This window comes from Roseibium litorale, from assembly GCF_014842915.1.
In the GTDB taxonomy this organism is placed as follows: domain Bacteria; phylum Pseudomonadota; class Alphaproteobacteria; order Rhizobiales; family Stappiaceae; genus Roseibium; species Roseibium litorale.
On sequence record NZ_JACYXI010000003.1, the window covers coordinates 250514 to 267782 of the forward strand.

General features: G+C 58.6%; 12 protein-coding genes. 5 read left to right on the forward strand and 7 right to left on the reverse strand.

Features of this window, described 5'->3' with window-relative positions; genetic code table 11:
• Positions 1 to 72 precede the first annotated feature (72 nt).
• From IG616_RS07110 to IG616_RS07140, 7 genes are all read right to left on the reverse strand, one after another.
• Positions 73 to 2811 (reverse strand): cation-translocating P-type ATPase, encoded by a 2739-nt coding sequence (locus IG616_RS07110; RefSeq protein WP_192147443.1) that lies wholly within the window; start codon positions 2809 to 2811, stop codon positions 73 to 75.
• A 190-nt stretch (positions 2812 to 3001) separates the two neighbouring features.
• Positions 3002 to 4225 (reverse strand): MFS transporter, encoded by a 1224-nt coding sequence (locus IG616_RS07115; RefSeq protein WP_192147444.1) that lies wholly within the window; start codon positions 4223 to 4225, stop codon positions 3002 to 3004.
• A gap of 97 nt (positions 4226 to 4322) precedes the next feature.
• Positions 4323 to 5651, reverse strand: a complete 1329-nt coding sequence (locus IG616_RS07120) for a preATP grasp domain-containing protein (protein WP_192147445.1) — start codon at positions 5649 to 5651, stop codon at positions 4323 to 4325.
• 63 nt (positions 5652 to 5714) lie between these two features.
• Positions 5715 to 6695 (reverse strand): DMT family transporter, encoded by a 981-nt coding sequence (locus tag IG616_RS07125; protein ID WP_192147446.1) that lies wholly within the window; start codon positions 6693 to 6695, stop codon positions 5715 to 5717.
• Positions 6679 to 7095: a thioesterase family protein gene (locus IG616_RS07130; RefSeq protein WP_209007331.1), complete on the reverse strand. Its 417-nt coding sequence runs from the start codon at positions 7093 to 7095 to the stop codon at positions 6679 to 6681. The genes IG616_RS07125 and IG616_RS07130 overlap by 17 nt, the downstream gene beginning before the upstream one ends.
• Positions 7096 to 7099: 4 nt before the next feature.
• On the reverse strand, positions 7100 to 8431 hold the full coding sequence (locus IG616_RS07135; protein ID WP_192147447.1) for an aminotransferase class III-fold pyridoxal phosphate-dependent enzyme: 1332 nt from the start codon (positions 8429 to 8431) through the stop codon (positions 7100 to 7102).
• Positions 8432 to 8441: 10 nt separating this feature from the next.
• Complete coding sequence (locus IG616_RS07140) at positions 8442 to 9389, reverse strand: 3-oxoacyl-ACP synthase III family protein (RefSeq protein WP_192147448.1); 948 nt, start codon at positions 9387 to 9389, stop codon at positions 8442 to 8444.
• A 160-nt stretch (positions 9390 to 9549) separates the two neighbouring features.
• Here IG616_RS07140 and IG616_RS07145 point away from each other — a divergent pair, with 160 nt between their 5' ends.
• From IG616_RS07145 to fliD, 5 genes are all read left to right on the forward strand, one after another.
• Positions 9550 to 10464, forward strand: a complete 915-nt coding sequence (locus IG616_RS07145; RefSeq protein WP_192147449.1) for a LysR substrate-binding domain-containing protein — start codon at positions 9550 to 9552, stop codon at positions 10462 to 10464.
• A gap of 206 nt (positions 10465 to 10670) precedes the next feature.
• Positions 10671 to 11855 carry an acyl-CoA dehydrogenase family protein gene (locus IG616_RS07150; protein ID WP_192147450.1) on the forward strand — a complete coding sequence of 395 codons (1185 nt, stop codon included), beginning with the start codon at positions 10671 to 10673 and terminating at the stop codon, positions 11853 to 11855.
• 1220 nt (positions 11856 to 13075) lie between these two features.
• Complete coding sequence (locus IG616_RS07155; RefSeq protein WP_343072350.1) at positions 13076 to 13774, forward strand: sigma-70 family RNA polymerase sigma factor; 699 nt, start codon at positions 13076 to 13078, stop codon at positions 13772 to 13774.
• Between the two features lie 137 nt (positions 13775 to 13911).
• On the forward strand, positions 13912 to 15465 hold the full coding sequence (locus IG616_RS22830; RefSeq protein WP_209007332.1) for a flagellin N-terminal helical domain-containing protein: 1554 nt from the start codon (positions 13912 to 13914) through the stop codon (positions 15463 to 15465).
• 117 nt (positions 15466 to 15582) lie between these two features.
• Positions 15583 to 17268, forward strand: coding sequence for a flagellar filament capping protein FliD (gene fliD / locus IG616_RS07170; RefSeq protein ID WP_192147451.1), 1686 nt, complete (start codon positions 15583 to 15585; stop codon positions 17266 to 17268).
• The last annotated feature ends 1 nt before the right edge of the window (position 17269 follow it).

Here is a 17269-nt window from a genome sequence, read left to right on the forward strand (position 1 = left end):
TCAAGCCCCTCAGCCCAATCTTCTTCCTGAAGGGAGAAGGGCAGGCCGGACCGCGGGGCCGGGTGAGGGGGCTTACAGGGACGCTGAAGGCGGCAATCTGGCGGGGTCGGGCATTAACATCAGGAAGACTTGCCCCATAACCAGCGGCACAAAACTCAAGGTTCCTGACAGCAAAAGACCGTTGAGGCCCGGCCATTCCAGACCAAGGATCTGGCTAAGGCCCGGATGCCAGAGGGCAGCTGCGATCAGGCCCAGGCACAGGGCCAGTGCACCCCAGACATAGGTATTCGTCAGCACATCATTGCCGGATAGCCTGCCGCAAGGGCTGCACATGTTGAAGACGTTCCAGAGCTGGGCCAGGGCCAGGGTGAGGAAGGTCACTGTCACCGAAGGGCCTGCGGGTAGTTCCAGCCAGAATAGGGCAAGCGTGAAAGCGGCAAGGACTGCGAGCGTGATGGCGCTGCCGAGTATGCCGATCAGGATCCAGCGCGGCCGGTCGATGATCGGTTCCTTCGGATCGCGCGGTGGCCGCTGCATCACATCCGCACTGCCGCGCCCGAGCCCCAGCGCGAAAGCCGGGAACACATCGGTCACCAGATTGAGAAACAGGATCTGCAGCGGCAGCAGAGGCACCGGCAGGCCAATGCCTACGGCAAGGCCAACGATCAGCACTTCGCTGACATTGCAGGACATGAGATAGACCACAAACTTGCGGATGTTCTCGAAGATGATGCGGCCCTGGCGCATGGCCATCAGGATGGTGGCGAAATTGTCGTCCTGAAGCACGATGCTGGCGGCCTCGCGCGCGACCTGGGTGCCCCGCTGCCCCATGGCGATGCCGATATCGGCCTTCTTCAGGGCGGGTGCATCATTGACGCCGTCGCCGGTCATGGCCACCACATGGCCCGCGTTCTGGAACGCGGAGACAAGGGCATATTTGGTTTCCGGCGCGACCCGGGCAAAGACGTCGGTCCGGGTCAGGAGGGCCTGATCGCCTGTCCCGCCTTGCGCTGAACCGCTGCCCATGGCCTCGACCTCGCGGCCGGTCATAACCTTGAGCTCGCCAGCGCCTATGCCTGCATCGCGGGCAATGCGGGCGCCGGTCTGGGGGTGATCGCCAGTGATCATCACGACCCGGACGCCCGCCCTTTGCGCTTCGTGGACTGCCTGCGGAATTCCGGCGCGCAAAGGATCGAGGAAACAGACGAAGGCGATCAGGGTCAGATCCGCATAAGGGGCAGCGGAGGCGCTGCTTTCCACTTTCGACGCCAGCGCCAGGAGCCGCAGGCCGGAGCTGGCAGCCTCTGCCTGCCGGGCCCTCCAGATGGCCCGGTGGTCGCTGGTCAGCGGTTTTTCGCCTGCTTCTGTCATCACCCGTGTTGCCACTGCGAGCACCGCCTCCGGCGCGCCTTTGACCGCATAAAGATAGCGGCCCTCATGCTCATGCACGGTGGCCATCATCTTGCAGCCTGGATCAAAGGCATGGCGGGCGGCCTGGGGCAGCCGCAGGCCCAGTTCCGGATGGGCAACGCCTGCGGCTTTCGCGGCCTGAAGCAGAGAGATCTCCATTGGATCACCAATGGTGCCGGGATTTTCCGTGCTGCCCAGATCCGCCGTGTTGCAGAGCGCTCCGGTCTCCAGCGCCTGGATCAGCAGCGCAGTTTCCGCAGGGTTGAGGTCCAGTCCCCCGCGCAGGAAGCCGGGGCCATTGCCGGTACCGGTTTGAGTGACGGTGATGTCCGTATCAGCCAGAAGGTAGCGGACAACCGACATACGGTTCTCTGTCAGGGTGCCGGTCTTGTCGGTGAGGATGATCGTGGTGGAACCGAGGGTTTCCACCGCCGACAGGCGGGTGACAAGGGCATGATGGGTGGCCATGCGCCACATGCCGCGGGCAAGGCACAGCGTCGCTACCACCGGCAGGCCCTCGGGAATGGCGGCCACCGCAAGGGCAACGCCGGTCTTCAGCATGTCCGCCAGCGGGTGGCCCCAGAGGACGCCGGCAAGGCTGGTGACGGCGGCCAGCACAAGCGTCAGCCACAGCAGCCGGTGACCGAGACGGTCCAGCCGCTGTTCCAGAGGCGAGGCCTGCCCGTCTGCTTCCTGTGCCAAGGCACCGATGCGGCCAAGCTCGCTCGCCATGCCCGTGGCAACCGCGATGCCTTCGCCCAGTCCTTGCGTGACGGCAGTGCCGCTGAAGGCCATGTTGCTGCGTTCGGCGGGACTGGTGTCCGGCTTGAGCGGGTGGATGTCCTTGGCAACGGGCGCGGATTCCCCTGAGAGCAAGGACTCGTCGCACAGAAGTCCCGAGACGGAAAAGAGCCTGAGGTCGGCGCTGACAACGTCACCCGCCTCCAAGAGGACAATGTCACCGGGCACGATCTCCACGGCGCTGATTTCCCGGACCTGCCCGTCCCGGCGGACCCGGGCGCTGACATCGGTGATGCGCAGCAGCGCTTCCATGGAGCGGGCGGCGCGCAGTTCCGTTACAAAGCCGATAATGCCGTTGATCAGCAGCACCACGCAGATGGCAATGGCGTCGGCCCTGTCCCCGAGCGCCAGGGATAAGACAGCGGCGGCAACCAGAAGCCAGACGATGATGCTTTTGAACTGATGAACCAGAAGAGCCGTCAGGCTCTGGGGTTTGTGCGCCTTTAGCCGGTTCGGCCCGTGGATCTGAAGCCGCCTGGCTGCCTCTACCCCGGACAATCCGGTTTCCGCCATCGTCTCCAGCCCTCCGGCCACTGCCGCGGCATCCAGGGTGTAGGCTTGCCCCGTGTCGGCGGAGCTGTTCCGCAGGGTGTCTCGCATTCCAGCTCCCGGTTCCGGGGTCCGCGGTGGCGTCCAAGTCTCCCGTTAGTTTCTGCGGGGAGCAGGCCCCCGCCAAGTCGGGGTGACTTCGTAGATTTACCGCTTATGCGGGAATAATCTCAACTCTCTTCAGCCAATGCAGGCCATCTGTGGTGCCCGTATGCTGATTGGAGACACAGGTGTCGGAGGGTCAAACGTCCTGCAGTATCTTTGATGGTACCATCATTCTGTACAGCGCAAGCCCGGCCATGCTCACCAGTGCAATGCTTCCAAGCCACAGCCAGCTGCTGGTTCCGCCAGCTTCCGCGACAAGCGGGCCGACGGCTCCACCAAGAGCGCCCCCCAGACCCCAGCTCATGTTGAAGACGGCAAAATAGGTCGCAACGGCTTGCCCACCCGCGTGGCGTCCGACCAGAATTTCCGAACTGGTCAGAACTGCAATTTCCGCGCAGGAAAACAGCGCAACCAGTACAAGCAGCTCCAGGAGGCCAGATGCCGGCCCCACCCCGGCAACCGATATCCCGCCGGTGGCGAGGGCCGCGAATATCAGCTTCAACGGTCCGATGGCGCGGATCATGGCTGGAACGAGAAACAGCACCAGAAAACCCACCACGCCGTTCACTATCAGCACGGAACTGGCCCAACTGCCATTGCCTCCGCGGGTGGCTGCCTCCAGAGGGAAAGCGGCGAAGAGCTGTGCGAAAAGCGCCCACCAGGGAACCAGAGCCAAACACAGAAGCAAATAAGGTTTGTCGGCCAGCAAGCTCCCGTAGCTTGCCGCCACCGATTGTTTGACATGGGTGCGCAGTTCCGGTGCGCGTTCCAAGATTGCCCAAAGTCCCAGGGCAAGAAACAAGATTCCGCTGAGAAGCATCGGCAAAGCCAGATCGAAAACGGCGAGACCTGCTCCGGCAAGTGGGCCTGCGACACACCCGATGTTCAAACTCTGGGCGTTCAGGACGATGAGGCGTTCGCGGATCTTTTGTTCCTGAACCCCAATGACACCATAGGCGCCTGCTTCATAGATTGACGTTCCCAACCCAAGGGCGGCAGCAAGAAGATACGTGAACGTCTCATCCGCTCCATAGGTTAGCCCCAGAAAACCGGCCCCGCGCAGCAGGAGGCCGAGAACGACAGCGGGCCATAGGCCATATCGATCCGCGAACGGCGCGACGGCAATCGGCGTAACGCGCGCGGCAAGGAAATAGACTGCGAGCATGAAACCGGTCGAGCTCGCGGACATGGACAGGGCAGTCGTGCAATAGACCGCAAGAAGTGGCATAGCCATGAAATGAGAGGCGTTCATCATCCCTTGCAGGCTCAACAGCCGCCAGAGAGCGGGGGAGAGAGAGGCAGGTTTTTCCGGTGCCTGGCTGCCTTCGGCTGCAGCTGAGATGTTTGGCATGTTGCTCATGGAAAGCCCCTTTTGTACCAAGTGGTTGGCCGGCTGGAATCCGCCGGCCAAAGCAGAGACGGTGAGAATGAGGATCGTAGTCTGTGGCTCCAGCAGATCAGGCGGCCTTATCAGCCGTCGTTGCGCTTAGGGCCAAGTCGCACAAGGCTCGTGCTTCTTCGACTGTGCTGGCGACTGCCATGAACTCGAAGGTCCCGGTGAGTTCGTAATCGACGTTGAATGGCACAATCCCCGCCTGATCTCCTTTCCGAAGCAGCAACCCCGCTTTTTCCAATGCGGCCACAAGGTCTCCACGGCGCGTGAAATACCCGTGATTGTAGGTTTTGATATGCTTTCCTGTCAGAACGTCAGATCCGAACAACCGGCGTGCCGTTTCAAAGACGTGGCTGCAGCCGCCGCACCTGCCGTTGATTTCATTCAGAAACACCTGGTTTTCGGCAACCAGACCGTCGATGTTGATGTAGCCGCGGTATCCCATTTGGGAGACGACACTAACGATACGGGCGCTTTCATCGAGAAACCGCATCCGATGCGCTGTGGGATAGGTGCCGGGGATTTCGAACCCGACCCAAAGGGGCTTCATGTCCATGGTGCCATCGTTCATCAGCCGGTAGCGCCCGGGCCCCTCGATGAGATATTCGCTGTAAAGGACGTGTTGCGTGTCCACATAGCGTTCGACCACCGCAGGCTCATCGATACGGCGGATCACCTCGGCACAGAGCTGGTCCGCATCGCTGGCATCACGATAGGAAAAAACGGTCGAGGAACCGAGCTGCTTGCCAGTGCTGCGCGGCCCGTGAACGATGAAATTGCCGAAACCGCCAGCCTGCCGGTCCATCTTGACGATGAAATCCGCGCCCTGGCCGACAAAGTGCTTGATGGCCCGGCGCAAGTCGGCAGCGTTGTCGCAAACACGGCCTTCCGGCAGGGCGCTGCCGATTCCCGCAGCGAGCTTGCGGAACACTGTTTTCTGGTTCAGGAGGGTTGCGCGCCCCTCATACAGGAACGGGTCGCGCACCGGCACGCCGATGCGTGATGCGAATTCGGCGGCATAATTGTCGGCAAAATAGGCCAGAAACGCCTCTGGCCGCCAGTTCGGCGGGCGGTTCTCGATCGCGAGCCGGCAGGTTTCCAGAAAGGCCTGGTCGAACATGACGTCCTGTCGCAGAAAGGCGACCGGACCGTTGCCGTTTCCCGCGGGCGCAAGGATTTCCAAGTCATTCGGCGAACACGAATTGAGCTCCGCCCAATAGGCGACAATTTCCGGGTCTGGCGGTGTCGGCACGACCAGCATGTCACCGGGTTCGGCCAGCCACATCATACGCTGATTGCAGAGAATGATCTCAGAGCGTTCTTCCCGGGTGTAGCCGGAAACATCCCGCACCTGATGCTCATTGTCGACGTTTCCTATAAGAAGCTTAGGCATTTCCTCGACCTTTCATATAGTTGGTTTTTATGAAGGCGGCGATTGATCCGCCTGCCGATGGTGTCACAGGTGGGTTTGGGCTGGTGCGGCCGGGCGCATGGGCCGAGTGGCCAGCGCGATGGAGACGAGGACCAGGCTCATGCCGAGGATTTGCATCGGTGATAGCGTTTCGCCCAAAAACAGCCATGCGAGCGGCGCGGCAACTACCGGCTGGATTAGCAGCACGATGGAGCTGGAGGTGACATGCAGGGTTCGCAGGGCGGCGGTGACCAGTCCCTGCCCGGCCACCTGGCCGATCAGAACAAGCCCGGCCAGCAACACGACGGTCTGCAGGGTCTGCGGCAGGATCTGCTGCTGGAAAAGGAGAAGCGGCGCGAGAATGAGCGTGCTGCCCGCCGTTACCCAGACCATGATGTGGCTCGACTGAGCTCCGTTCTGCTTTAACCGGCGGACCACAACCAGATATCCGCCGTAGAAGAGCCCAGCGAGAAGAGCGATCATGTTGCCAAGAAGGTCGCTGCCATCGCCGAAGGCGGACAGGCCGACAATCAGCACGACGCCGCATAAGGCAAGCGGCAGCGCGGACCAGAATGGCTTCGTCGGACGGTCAGATAAGCCGAGAATCCCGAAGATACCTACGAAGAATGGCGCGCAATTGGTGAAAAGGGTGGCGACCGACGCATTGGTCAGACGAATTGAAATATGCATGGTCAAAAGGTCCGCCACGAACAGGACCGCCGACAGGCCGTAAAGCCAAAGCGGGGGGCGGCGTCCACCATCAGCTGCGCCCTTGTTATCCGTCCGCCGGGACTGCCAGAGAGAGAAGGCCAGAAATAGCGGTGCAGAAAATGCCACCCGGTAAAAAGCCGAAACGTCGGCTGAGAGGGGGAGCGCTTTCACGATCAGCGGCGAAATGCCGAGGCAAATGCCGCCAGTGATGAGCAAGAGATAGGCCTTGGCCACCGGTGAGGTGAGCTGAACTTCGTTGGTGGGTGCAGGGGCGGGGGCGGGCAACGGCCCGGCGCAATCAGCATAGTTTTTCATGACGGTTTCTCTTGCTTTCGAACCGGTCCAGGAACCGGGTGCGGTCGACAATGGCGCGGGTGTGGCTGCCGGAAAGGATCACGTCCTCGCCGTCGCGCGCTTCGACTTCAAAGGTGAGCAGCTTGCCGCCTTCGTTCTTAACGAGTTCGGCTTCGATCGAAATCTTCCAGCCAACCGGTGTCGGCGACATGTGGCGCATATCGTGAGCGTAGCCGAGGGTCATTTTTCCCGGCTCCAGCGACTCTCCGATTGCCCGCATGCAGGCAAGTTCGGCCAGCCACAACAGCACGGGGGTTGCCAGAACAGGCACGTCGTTCCGCCAGTTCGTTGCGAGATCCCCTTCCTGAACCTGATGGATCACGACACCTTTGGACTTGAGCTTGAGCGGTGGGGGCATCATGGTTTTAGCCTTTCAATTTGCGGTGGAGTTCCCTGGACGCAAGTTCCAGCGCGGTCGTCAGGCGATCGACAAGCGTGTCCAGAACAGCTTGGGGCGTGTTGAAGGGAGGCGCGACGATGACAGCGTCACCGCTCGTTCCGTTGATAAAGCCGGAACTCGGATAGACAATCAGGCCAAGATCGAAGGCGTGCCGGACAACTGTGTCTGCGGCGTTCAACTCGGATGGCCAGGGGCTATACGAAATGTCGTCTTGCACAAGCTCCACACCCCAGAGCATGCCTTTGCCGCGCAAATGGGTTGCAAAGGGCATGTCGTCGATCATGGCCCGGAGGCGGTCGCCCAGATAAGCCCCCATCGTGGCTGCCCGCTCGACGAGACTGTCTTGCTCCAGAATGTCGAGAACCGCATTCGCGGCAGCGGCGGCCACGGGATGGTTGGAATGTGTGTGTCCCAGAGCGAAGGACGCCTGGTTGCGAGTTAGTAGGCCGTTAATTCTCTCGGAGGCGAGAATTCCAGAAATTGGAAAATATCCGGCGTTCAGTCCTTTCCCGAGAATGACGATGTCGGCTTTGACCCCTTCGTGGTCCATTGCAAGCCAGCGCCCGGTCCGGCCCAGGCCGGTCAGCACTTCATCGGCGATCAGCAGAATATCGTGGCGGTCGCAGATCTCCCGCAGTCTCTTGATATAGCCTTCCGGAGGTACCAGACCGGCTGCCGAAGCGCCCACAATCGGTTCGACAAGAAGAGCAGCGATATTGTCCGCTCCGCGGCGTTCGATTTCCTGTTCGACGGCGTTGGCGCAGGCCAATTGGCATTCGTCACGCTTTTGTCTGAGGGGACAGCGCTGACAATTTGGCGTGGGAAGAGTTGGCGTCCCGGTCAAAGCTGCCGCTGTACGCCGCCGTGGCCAATGCCCGGACAGAGATAGGGCCGCAGCGGTGGACCCATGGTAGCTGATGGTGCGGCTGAGAACCTGGGTTTTTGAGGGTTTTCCGGCTTCACGCCAGAACTGCTGGGCCAGCCGCACCGCCGTCTCGACGGCCTCGGAACCGCTGTTTACAAAGAATGCCGCGTCATATCCAAGTTTGACACACAGACGCTCGGCGAGACGGAGTGCTGGTTCACTTGCGAACTGGGTCCGATAGAGAAAGCTCGCTTTCTGCAATTGGTCGTGAATGCCCTCAAGCACATGCGGATGGCCATGACCAATCGAGCAGGCTATCGCGCCCGATGATCCGTCAATCCATTCCCGTCCCGCAGCGTCCTGCACAACCGAGCCAATGGCGGAAACCGCGGTGGGATAGACGTGACCTAATCTTGGCATCATCAAAGTCATGGCTACCTCCTCAGTTCCAGTAGTGAATGGCAGCACCGGCGGTGAAGCCGGCACCCGCGGCGGCGAACAGCACACAGTCCCCGTGGGACAAGCGGCCCGCCTCAAGCGCGTCATGAAGGGCAATCGGAATGGTTGCGCCAACCGTGTTTGCATGACGTCCCATCGAAAGCTGGAACTTTTCGAAGCCGATACCGGCCCGGCGGGCGATCTCCCGCAGAAGGTTGTGCGAAGGTTGATGCGGTATCACGATGTCCACGGAGTCGGCGGACAAGCTGTTGCGTTTGAGAAGCTGATCGATGCAAGCGGGAACGGCATTGCTGGCGGCTTGGAATACGGCTGCCCCATCCATGTTGAATGGGCTATCGCTTCCATCGATCGAGAATGCGTCCCGGCCGCAGCTATCGGTGTAGAGTTCGGCATCGAACAGGGCATTCGTGCCAAGCCCGCCTGCCTCAAGCAACACGGCCCCTGCGCCATCGCCAAAGAATACGCAATCCCGTCTTTGCCAATCCGTCACACGGGAGAACATATCGGCGCCGACCACAATCGCCCGGCGGTACGATCCGGTGTGCAGCATGGCAGCTGCTACGCTCAGGGCGTAAAGAAAGCCGGAGCAGACCGCAGAGATGTCAAATGCGACTGCATTGGCAAGGCCTGCTTTGTGCTGCACAAGACAGGCCGTTGCGGGCGCTCTCTTGTCGGGGCTGCAAGTCGCCAGAAGCAGGAGATCCACGGTCCCCGCATCCACTTTCGCCCGATCGAGCAGGTCTGCGATTGCCGCAGCCGCAAGGTCGGAAGTTTGAACGTGATTTTCAGCGACATACCGTTGCCGGATGCCGAGTGTCCGTTCGACCCAATCCGGGTCGATCCTGGTATTGATGTTACAGGCGATATCTTCGTTCGTAATCGCCTTGTTCGGTCGGCATACACCGGTCGAAATGAAGCGCAGTGAGGCCATCTCAACGTTCTCCCATACCTCTGGCGACAGAACTTGCCGCTTGAAAAAATCAACCAAAAGATGCATTTTTTGGTAAGCATCTTCTTGGGTAGAGCCAGCATGCGATAGGTTGGAATTTGACGGAAACGAGTTTGCGCAATCGGATGGATGAGGAATCAAAATGGCGCTCGTCAATGTAGATGTAGACTTGCTTCGAACGCTGCTTGTGGTGGCTGAAGTGAGGAGTTTCACCGCCGCTGGAGAGGCGTTGTGCCGGACGCAATCTGCGATCAGCTTGCAAATCAAACGGCTGGAGCAGATCGTCGGAGAGAAAATCCTGGACCGCGGAAGCGGCAAGTCCATCGAGTTGACGAAGACCGGAGAGGTTGTCCGGGCCTATGCTCATCAAATTCTCAAGCTCAACGACGCTCTGGTTGCGGAGGTCAAAACTAGCCCGGCTGTCAGCAAACTGAGGATCGGTTTACCGGACGACTATGCTGAACTGCTTTTGCCCAAAATCATTCGCGAAATGTCCAAACGCAATGAAATGGTGGAAATGCAGATCATCAGCGATCTGTCGACGCGGCTTGGCGAAATGGTCGATAACCGGCAGCTGGATGTTGCCTTTGTGACCCGCGATGAAGGCGTCACCGGCTTTGGCCTGCTGAATGAAAAGCTTAGCTGGGTTAGCGCCGAGGGGGCCCAGGTCGTAAACGAAACGCCTCTGCCACTTGCTCTTTTTCCCGAAGGATGCGGGGTTCGCCGTAACGCGCTGGCAGCATTGGACGCTGCTGGAAGGCGCTGGCGAATGGCCTATTGTTCCTCGAATTTCTCAACCCTGCGGACCGCTATCCTGGAAAAACAGGCAATCGGGGTCCTGCCATCAAGGGCTGTCCCCGCGAGCATGGTTGAACTCGGCTCCAAGGAAGGATTGCCGGTGTTGAAGAGTTCTGAGCTTCTGGTCCGGGTGGCGCCTCAGGCATCTGCAGAACTGATCAGGATCACGTCCCAGCTTCTGCGTGCGTTCGAGGTGGACCTGGATCCTGGTTCCGGGCACGGCTTCAATGATACGGAGCGTCCCCAATTACACGCCTGAGCCTTCATTGGGACATTCGCTATTGATGAGCGGCGGCCAGGTTCTTTCCCTGTGCCGGCATCCTCAATGAGTATTGCTTATTTTCATCAAAAGAAGAACTCGTTTCAGTTTTCTGAGCAAAGCAGGGATTGTCTCGATCACCGGAGCAAACAACGGCCATTTCTGAACTGGCGGCTTCGCAATTATGATCAGAAGAGGGCAATGTCATGCAGCTTGAATTCAGCAAATACCAAAGTGAACTCTTTCACCGCTTTGCCGAACTCGGACGCCATGCGGCACGGAACGCCGCGCGACACGACGCAGAGGGCACATTCGATCGGGAAACGTGGATGTTGCTTGCGGAGGCCGGTTTGTGGCGAATTCCCGTTCCGAAGTCCCTTGGAGGTCTCGGAGGGACCTGGTCTGATTGTGCCGCTGCAATGGAAGGCGTCGCTACCACCGCGGAAGATCTCGGCTTCCTTGTGACCATGCTCGGACATATCGGCTCGTTGCGGATCATCCTGGAAGAAGGAACGCCGGAGCAGAAGGAGCGTTGGCTTGAGCCGGTCATGCGCGGCGATGTCGGCGTGACTGCCATGACCGAGAAGACCGGTGGCTCCGATCTTGCCCGGATGCAGGTTGCAGCGCATTCGGAGGAGACGGGATGGAGGCTGAATGGCGAGAAGGTGCATATCACGAATGCCCCGATCGCATCTCTTGGCATGATCGCGGGGCGGATCCCCTCCCTTGGCGAGAAGCGGGATATTACACTCTTTTTCCTCGACCTGGATCAGGATGGAATCGCGCTTGGCGAAACGGAGGACAATCTGGGAATTCGCACCAGTCCAACCGCGAACATCCGCTTTACCAACGCGCGGATCGATCCCATCAACATCATCGGTGCTCCTGGAGATGGTTTGCGCATCCTCTACCGGATCATTTCCTTCGAACGCGCGCTCTACGGCATTATGGCGTCAGGCCTTATTGAAAACATGCTGGGCAAGAGCATGGAGCGCGTGGAAAGCAGAAAGGCCTTCAACCGCCCGCTGGCTGACTATCAATATGTGCAGGGGCGTATCACCGACATGAAGATCGCGTCCGTGGTTTGCCGCCTGATGACCTATGCCGGTCTTGAGCAGCTTGGAAAGGAAACAGAGGACGCGTCCATCACCTGTTCCGTGGGCAAGTTTCTTGCGGGTGAAAAGCTTCTGGAGGCTGCCGAGCACATGGTCCAGCTCCATGGGCATCTTGGCTTCATGAACAACGATCTGAGCCGGCAGCTGCGTGATGCAGTGGGTATGCGGATCGCAGGCGGCACAAGCGATATCCAGAAGATCAACATCTTCAATCAGATGCGCCGCCAGGTCAGTGTTGCCCGGCAAGCTCAGTTCCATCAGGAGGCGGCAGAATAAGACCTGGCGAAAAGGGCGCCTATTTCCGCCGGAAGCGGAGCCTTGTCCTTCGGGGTGCCGCGGTTTCTGCGGTACCCCGAAGTTTTTGCGGTTTCTGGTGGCAGGGCAGGGGCTGTTTGTCAGGAGAGACTGCCGTTTTGAAGAACAAAAACCCGTTCCATCTGAGGGTCTTACCGGTAATCGGCCTCTGGCCTTTTCTGCGAGGACACAGCATTTTCTGGAGCCGACCGTGTAGGCAGTCAGCGCTTCGGGGTCCGGCCAGGTCACGTCAAAGCCAGTGCTCTGGAGCAGATCCATCATGTCAGATCGCGAAAACAGTCTGTGCCTGGCACGATAGACGATCCCTGGAATGGCCTGCTCCGTGACGGTCAGCTCATACATGCGGCGATCTTGGGAGATTTGGATCTCCTCGGTATAGGCCCGGTCCCGAGAGTTGTTTCAAACATCAGGTGTCGGCCTGGCTCAAATCCGTCCTGATCAATCAATTCGATGAACATCCGTCCCCGGGGCATAAAAGTCCGCTAACCTGCTTCAGGATTTTCATGTCATCGGCCGGTCCGGTGGGGGCTCAAAGGCCAAATCCGCACACTGCGCCGGTTCGCGGACCGCCCACAGCATCAGGTCAAACGCCTTCGTCGAGGTCCGGCGTCTTGGAATGCGCTTTCGGCCTTGGACCGGGCGGCCTTGCTGGGTTCTGTGCGATGCTTCAACTGGAGCTCGATTCCAAGCTAAGATGACTGTGACGGACCTGTCATAGCCAATCATAATTCTTGCAACAGAGCTTTTTCCCTGCGGCCCAAAACAGAAGAGTGCAACCAAAAATTCTCTGGGTAGATACGTTTAGAAAATAAAAGAAAAAATTAGAATAACTAAGAATTTATAGGAAAATAAACGAAGATATTTGACATACTTCGAGAGTATTTTTTGAAAATAACAGCTTAAATATATTGTTTCTTGAATAAAATATTAGATTTATGCTGATTTTGTATTTAGTTAATTATGAGTCATTCACCCGTCAAATCGGAATTTTGCAGCTCTATGACCCCAGCTCTGCTTGCTGTTCGCGCGGCTTCTATGCCTCCGGTCTCCCCTATGCTGATCTCTCCTAGGCAAGTTCTGCCGGGTGGTGGGAACTTTTTTCCTATAAAAAACAATAATTTAAGTGTTTTTTTTGCGCCTGAAATTTCGTCGGCCGCCGTTCAATAGACATGGATGGATCAGTGGAGCTCCATTCGGCCGGGACTACGGGGGCACAGAAGATGGGCTTGCCATCAGTGAAAAACGAACTCGGTTTGGAAGACGAGCTCAAGGCCGGTGCCGGTGGGTCTGCGGGTGCGCGCAGCTTGAACCTTCTGGCCGTGTCCGACGAAGAGCTTCTGGAGCTCATCCGCCGGGATAGTGAGGTGGCCTTTCGCACGCTTATCGACCGGCACGTCGACCGCGGCTACGCGGTTGCCTATCGGATTCTCCGCAATGCGTCCGATGCAGAAGACGTCGTTCAGGATGCGTTTTTGCAGGTCTGGACGAAACGTGCCGTCTGGCAAGCCGGGCGTGCCAGGTTTTCGACGTGGCTTTACCGGGTGATCTCAAACCGTTGTATTGATCTCCTACGCCGCCCCAAGGTCGAGACGATGGAGACACTGCCGGAACTCGAAGATGATCGCGGCGATCAGATGCAGTCCCTTGCGCGTCAGGAAGCCAGCGAGATGCTTCAGAAGGCCATGGCGAAACTGCCAGATCAGCAACGAATTGCGCTCGTGTTTTCCTATACAGAGAACCTGAGCAACGGTGAGATCGCAGAAATAATGGAGACGTCAGTTTCGGCTGTTGAAGCTCTTTTGAAGCGTGGACGCCAGAAACTCCGCCATTTGCTGCGCAACACGGGTGGCGAGATCTTGTCGATATTTACAAAGTATTAACTATTTGCGCACGGCCAGTTGAATTTTGTTCGCCTGATTTGGGGCTCTTCTTGCGTTGAAGGTCCAGGCGCGGGTTTCCGGCGCCGAGACCGCGCCTGAGAGAAGGGGCGTGGCCCCAATGTCATCAGGAGTTGAAGATGCCCGTTATCTCGACCAACACTGCCGCGAACACTGCAGTTCGCTACTTGAACGCCAACTCGGAGAGCCAGTCGGACTCCCTCGCCAAACTGGCCAGTGGCTCACGCATCACCCGCGCGTCCGATGATGCTGCTGGTCTCGCAATTTCGACCAAGATCTCTTCGGACGTCACAGCCCTCGAACAGGCTTCGACGAACGCCTCCCACGGCATTTCGATCCTGCAGACGGCAGACGGCGGAGCCGCGAACGTAAGCGATATCCTGGAGCGCATGAAGACCCTGGCGTCCCAGTCCGCGTCCGGAACGGTGACCGACACGGAACGTGCATACATCCAGGCAGAATTCGAAGAGCTGCAGGACGAAATTGACGCCATCTCGACCTCGACCCGTTATAACGGTCAGAGCCTTCTGGATGGCACCAGCGACTTCGCCGACGACACCGTTGAAACAGCAGCGACCACAACGGCTTCTATTTCGTCCATCGAAGGAGAAGTCGCATCTCTGAACGCCACCACCGCTCTGGCTGACCTGTCACTCGCAGCTGGTGAAACCGCAAGCTTCACACTGACGATTGATGGTGCTGAGACAACCATCACCCTTGGTGACGCCGACTCAACTGCGGCGCAGACAATCACCGCCGCAAGCATCGTCACTGCGATCAACACAGCAACCGGAGCAACCAACGCTTCGCTCGACAGCGGCAACCTGGTTCTGACCGGCACCGATGCTCTGGAAGTAACGGTCTCCGACTTCTCGGCCACCGGATCTTCCTCGTTTGACGCTTCGTCCCTCGGCCTGACCACCACGACTGATCTCGGCAGCGTTGAAGACGCTTTGACGATTGCGTCTGGCTCTACCGTTTCCTTCAAGATCGGCGATGTGGAAGTAGAACTCGGCGATGAGGACAGCACCACCGCGCAGAGCTTCACCGCTCAGGATCTTGCGGACGCCATCAATGATGCGCTGGTTGATGCAGACGACTACACTGTTACCGCTTCGGTCGATAGCGATGGCAACCTGGCAATCTCTACCCGTGAGGAAGGCAGCGACGCCTCTCTGACCCTCAGCGACTTCACCGGCATCGAAGCAAGCGATCTCGGACTGACGGAGACCTCCACGGGCGTTGTGGCAGCAACCGGCACAACCACCGAAGCCGCCTCGACGGGCGCAGATGTCGTTGTCGGTTCGGATTACACCGATACCATCACCCTGACACTGACAACGTTGACAACCGAGTCTCTCGGCATCGACGAACTGGATGTATCCACCCAGGAAGGTGCAGCTGAAGCCCTCGCTGTCCTCGATATGGCGATCGACGATGTTTCCAAGGCACGCGCCGAGATGGGTGCGACCATGTCGCGCTTCGAGTTCCGCTCGACCCAGCTGGAAACCAGCATTGAAAACCTGGAAGCCGCTGAGTCCGCAATTGCTGACGTGGACATTGCAACGGAACAGGCGAAGCTCTCCGCAGCCAGCGTGAAGGTTCAGGCTGCTGTGGCCGCTGCCTCGCAGGCAAACGAAATGCCGGAAAACCTGCTCAAGCTGCTGCAGTAATCCGAAGCGGAATTCCGGGCCGCGGGTTAACCCCGCAATGAGGCATCCGCCTTTCCCTATCCGCGGCCCGGAACCTGACTGCGCCTGACACGCACCGGACTGACAGGATCGTCCTCCATGACAACAACGACATCGACGACGTCATCAACGACGACCACATCCACCAGTTACAGCTATTCCACCAGCTCTTCCGACACCGACTGGGATGCCCTCATCGAAGTTGCTGTCGCCGCTAAGGAAACGCGGGCAGATTCCATCGATCTCAAGATCGAGGACAATGAAGCGACAATCGCGGCCTATGAGGAAATGCAGTCCTTGTTGCAGGACATCGTCAGCGCAGCGGAAACCATTCGCGGCACCGCAGACAGCCTGACCGCCAATGACGATATCTTTTCCACCCGCGCAGCCTATCTGACCGCTGTGGGTGATGTGGACGCAGAGAGCGCCGTCGTTGTCACCGCCGAGGCCGATGCAACGATCACCACATATGATCTGCAGATCCTTCAGCTAGCGTCGGCACAGAAAGTTGCCGGTACGGCCGTCGAAGACAAAACCGCTGAGCTTGGCTTGAGCGGAACGTTCAGCATCCAGCTGGAGAATGCCGAAGCCGTAGACATCGAGATTTCCGAAGACATGACGCTCGCGGAAATCGCGGAAGCCATCAACCTCCAGTCGGACACATCGGGTGTCTCTGCGACGGTGCTTGAAGTTTCCGAGGGAAGTTTCCGCCTGATCCTGAGTGCCGACGAAACCGGTCAGGAAATTGTTCTGACTGACGTTTCAGGAGATGATGTTACTGGCTCGCTTGGCCTGACCGACGAGGACGGCAGCTTCACCAGCGAGCTGCAGGAAGCCCAGTCGGCGATTATTACTCTCGACGGGATTGAGATCACCCGCACGACCAACACCATCGATGACCTCATTGATGGCGTGACCTTCAATCTTTACCAGGAGACGGGTGAGGACAATTCGATCTCCGTCGAGATCTCGAACGACCTGACATCCATCAAGTCCGCGATCACCGCCCTGGTCGATGCCTATAATGCCTATCGCGAATGGGCGGTCACCCAGCAGGCGACTTCATCCGCAGGCGGGGCCTCCGACGATGCGGTTCTCTTCGGCGACAGTACACTTCGGGCGGTGAACACGGCAATTGCGGACGCGTTGTCGACCGTTATCGACACAGATTCCATGGCCTTGCTCGGCTTGACTTATGACGAGAGCAACTATCTCGTTCTCGACGAGACGACCCTGAACGAAGCCCTGCTTGAAGACGTGGAGGCGATTGAGGATCTTCTGGCCTTTCAGATGACCTCCACATCCACTGACATTGCTCTGCTGAACCGGTCGTCCAACATGCCGGAAAGCCTGAGCCTCGATATTGAGGTCGATGACGAGGGCAATATTACAAGCGTTTCAGTTGACGGCGACAGCAGCCTTTTCACCATCAGCGGCTCTCGTATCAACGGTGCGGAAGGCTCGATCTACGAGGGTATCACCTTCGTCTTCACCGGCGACGAGAGCCAGTCGGTCGACCTCAGCTTCTCTAGCGGGATTGTAGAGAAGCTCTACTCCACCATCGAGTCATACTCCAACTCTGACGACGGCATCCTGGAAGACATGATGACCAGTCTCACCGAAACCAACGAAGATCTGCAAGAAGATGCCGATGATATCCGCAGCCGTGCGGAAACCTATCGGGACACGCTTGCAGCCCGCTATGCGGCCTACCAAGTGGCCATTGAGGAAGCGGAATCCACACTCGATTACCTTGAAGCCCTGCTTAACTCAGGAAGTGACTGAT

Coding starts and splice junctions, on each gene's coding strand:
- IG616_RS07135 (WP_192147447.1), bottom strand. CDS start 8,431: ATGACTTTGATGATGCCAAGATTAGGTCACGTCTATCCCACCGCGGTT.
- IG616_RS07150 (WP_192147450.1), top strand. CDS start 10,671: ATGCAGCTTGAATTCAGCAAATACCAAAGTGAACTCTTTCACCGCTTT.
- IG616_RS07125 (WP_192147446.1), bottom strand. CDS start 6,695: ATGAAAAACTATGCTGATTGCGCCGGGCCGTTGCCCGCCCCCGCCCCT.
- IG616_RS07115 (WP_192147444.1), bottom strand. CDS start 4,225: ATGAGCAACATGCCAAACATCTCAGCTGCAGCCGAAGGCAGCCAGGCA.
- IG616_RS07140 (WP_192147448.1), bottom strand. CDS start 9,389: ATGGCCTCACTGCGCTTCATTTCGACCGGTGTATGCCGACCGAACAAG.
- IG616_RS22830 (WP_209007332.1), top strand. CDS start 13,912: ATGCCCGTTATCTCGACCAACACTGCCGCGAACACTGCAGTTCGCTAC.
- IG616_RS07145 (WP_192147449.1), top strand. CDS start 9,550: ATGGCGCTCGTCAATGTAGATGTAGACTTGCTTCGAACGCTGCTTGTG.
- IG616_RS07120 (WP_192147445.1), bottom strand. CDS start 5,651: ATGCCTAAGCTTCTTATAGGAAACGTCGACAATGAGCATCAGGTGCGG.
- IG616_RS07110 (WP_192147443.1), bottom strand. CDS start 2,811: ATGCGAGACACCCTGCGGAACAGCTCCGCCGACACGGGGCAAGCCTAC.
- fliD (WP_192147451.1), top strand. CDS start 15,583: ATGACAACAACGACATCGACGACGTCATCAACGACGACCACATCCACC.
- IG616_RS07130 (WP_209007331.1), bottom strand. CDS start 7,095: ATGATGCCCCCACCGCTCAAGCTCAAGTCCAAAGGTGTCGTGATCCAT.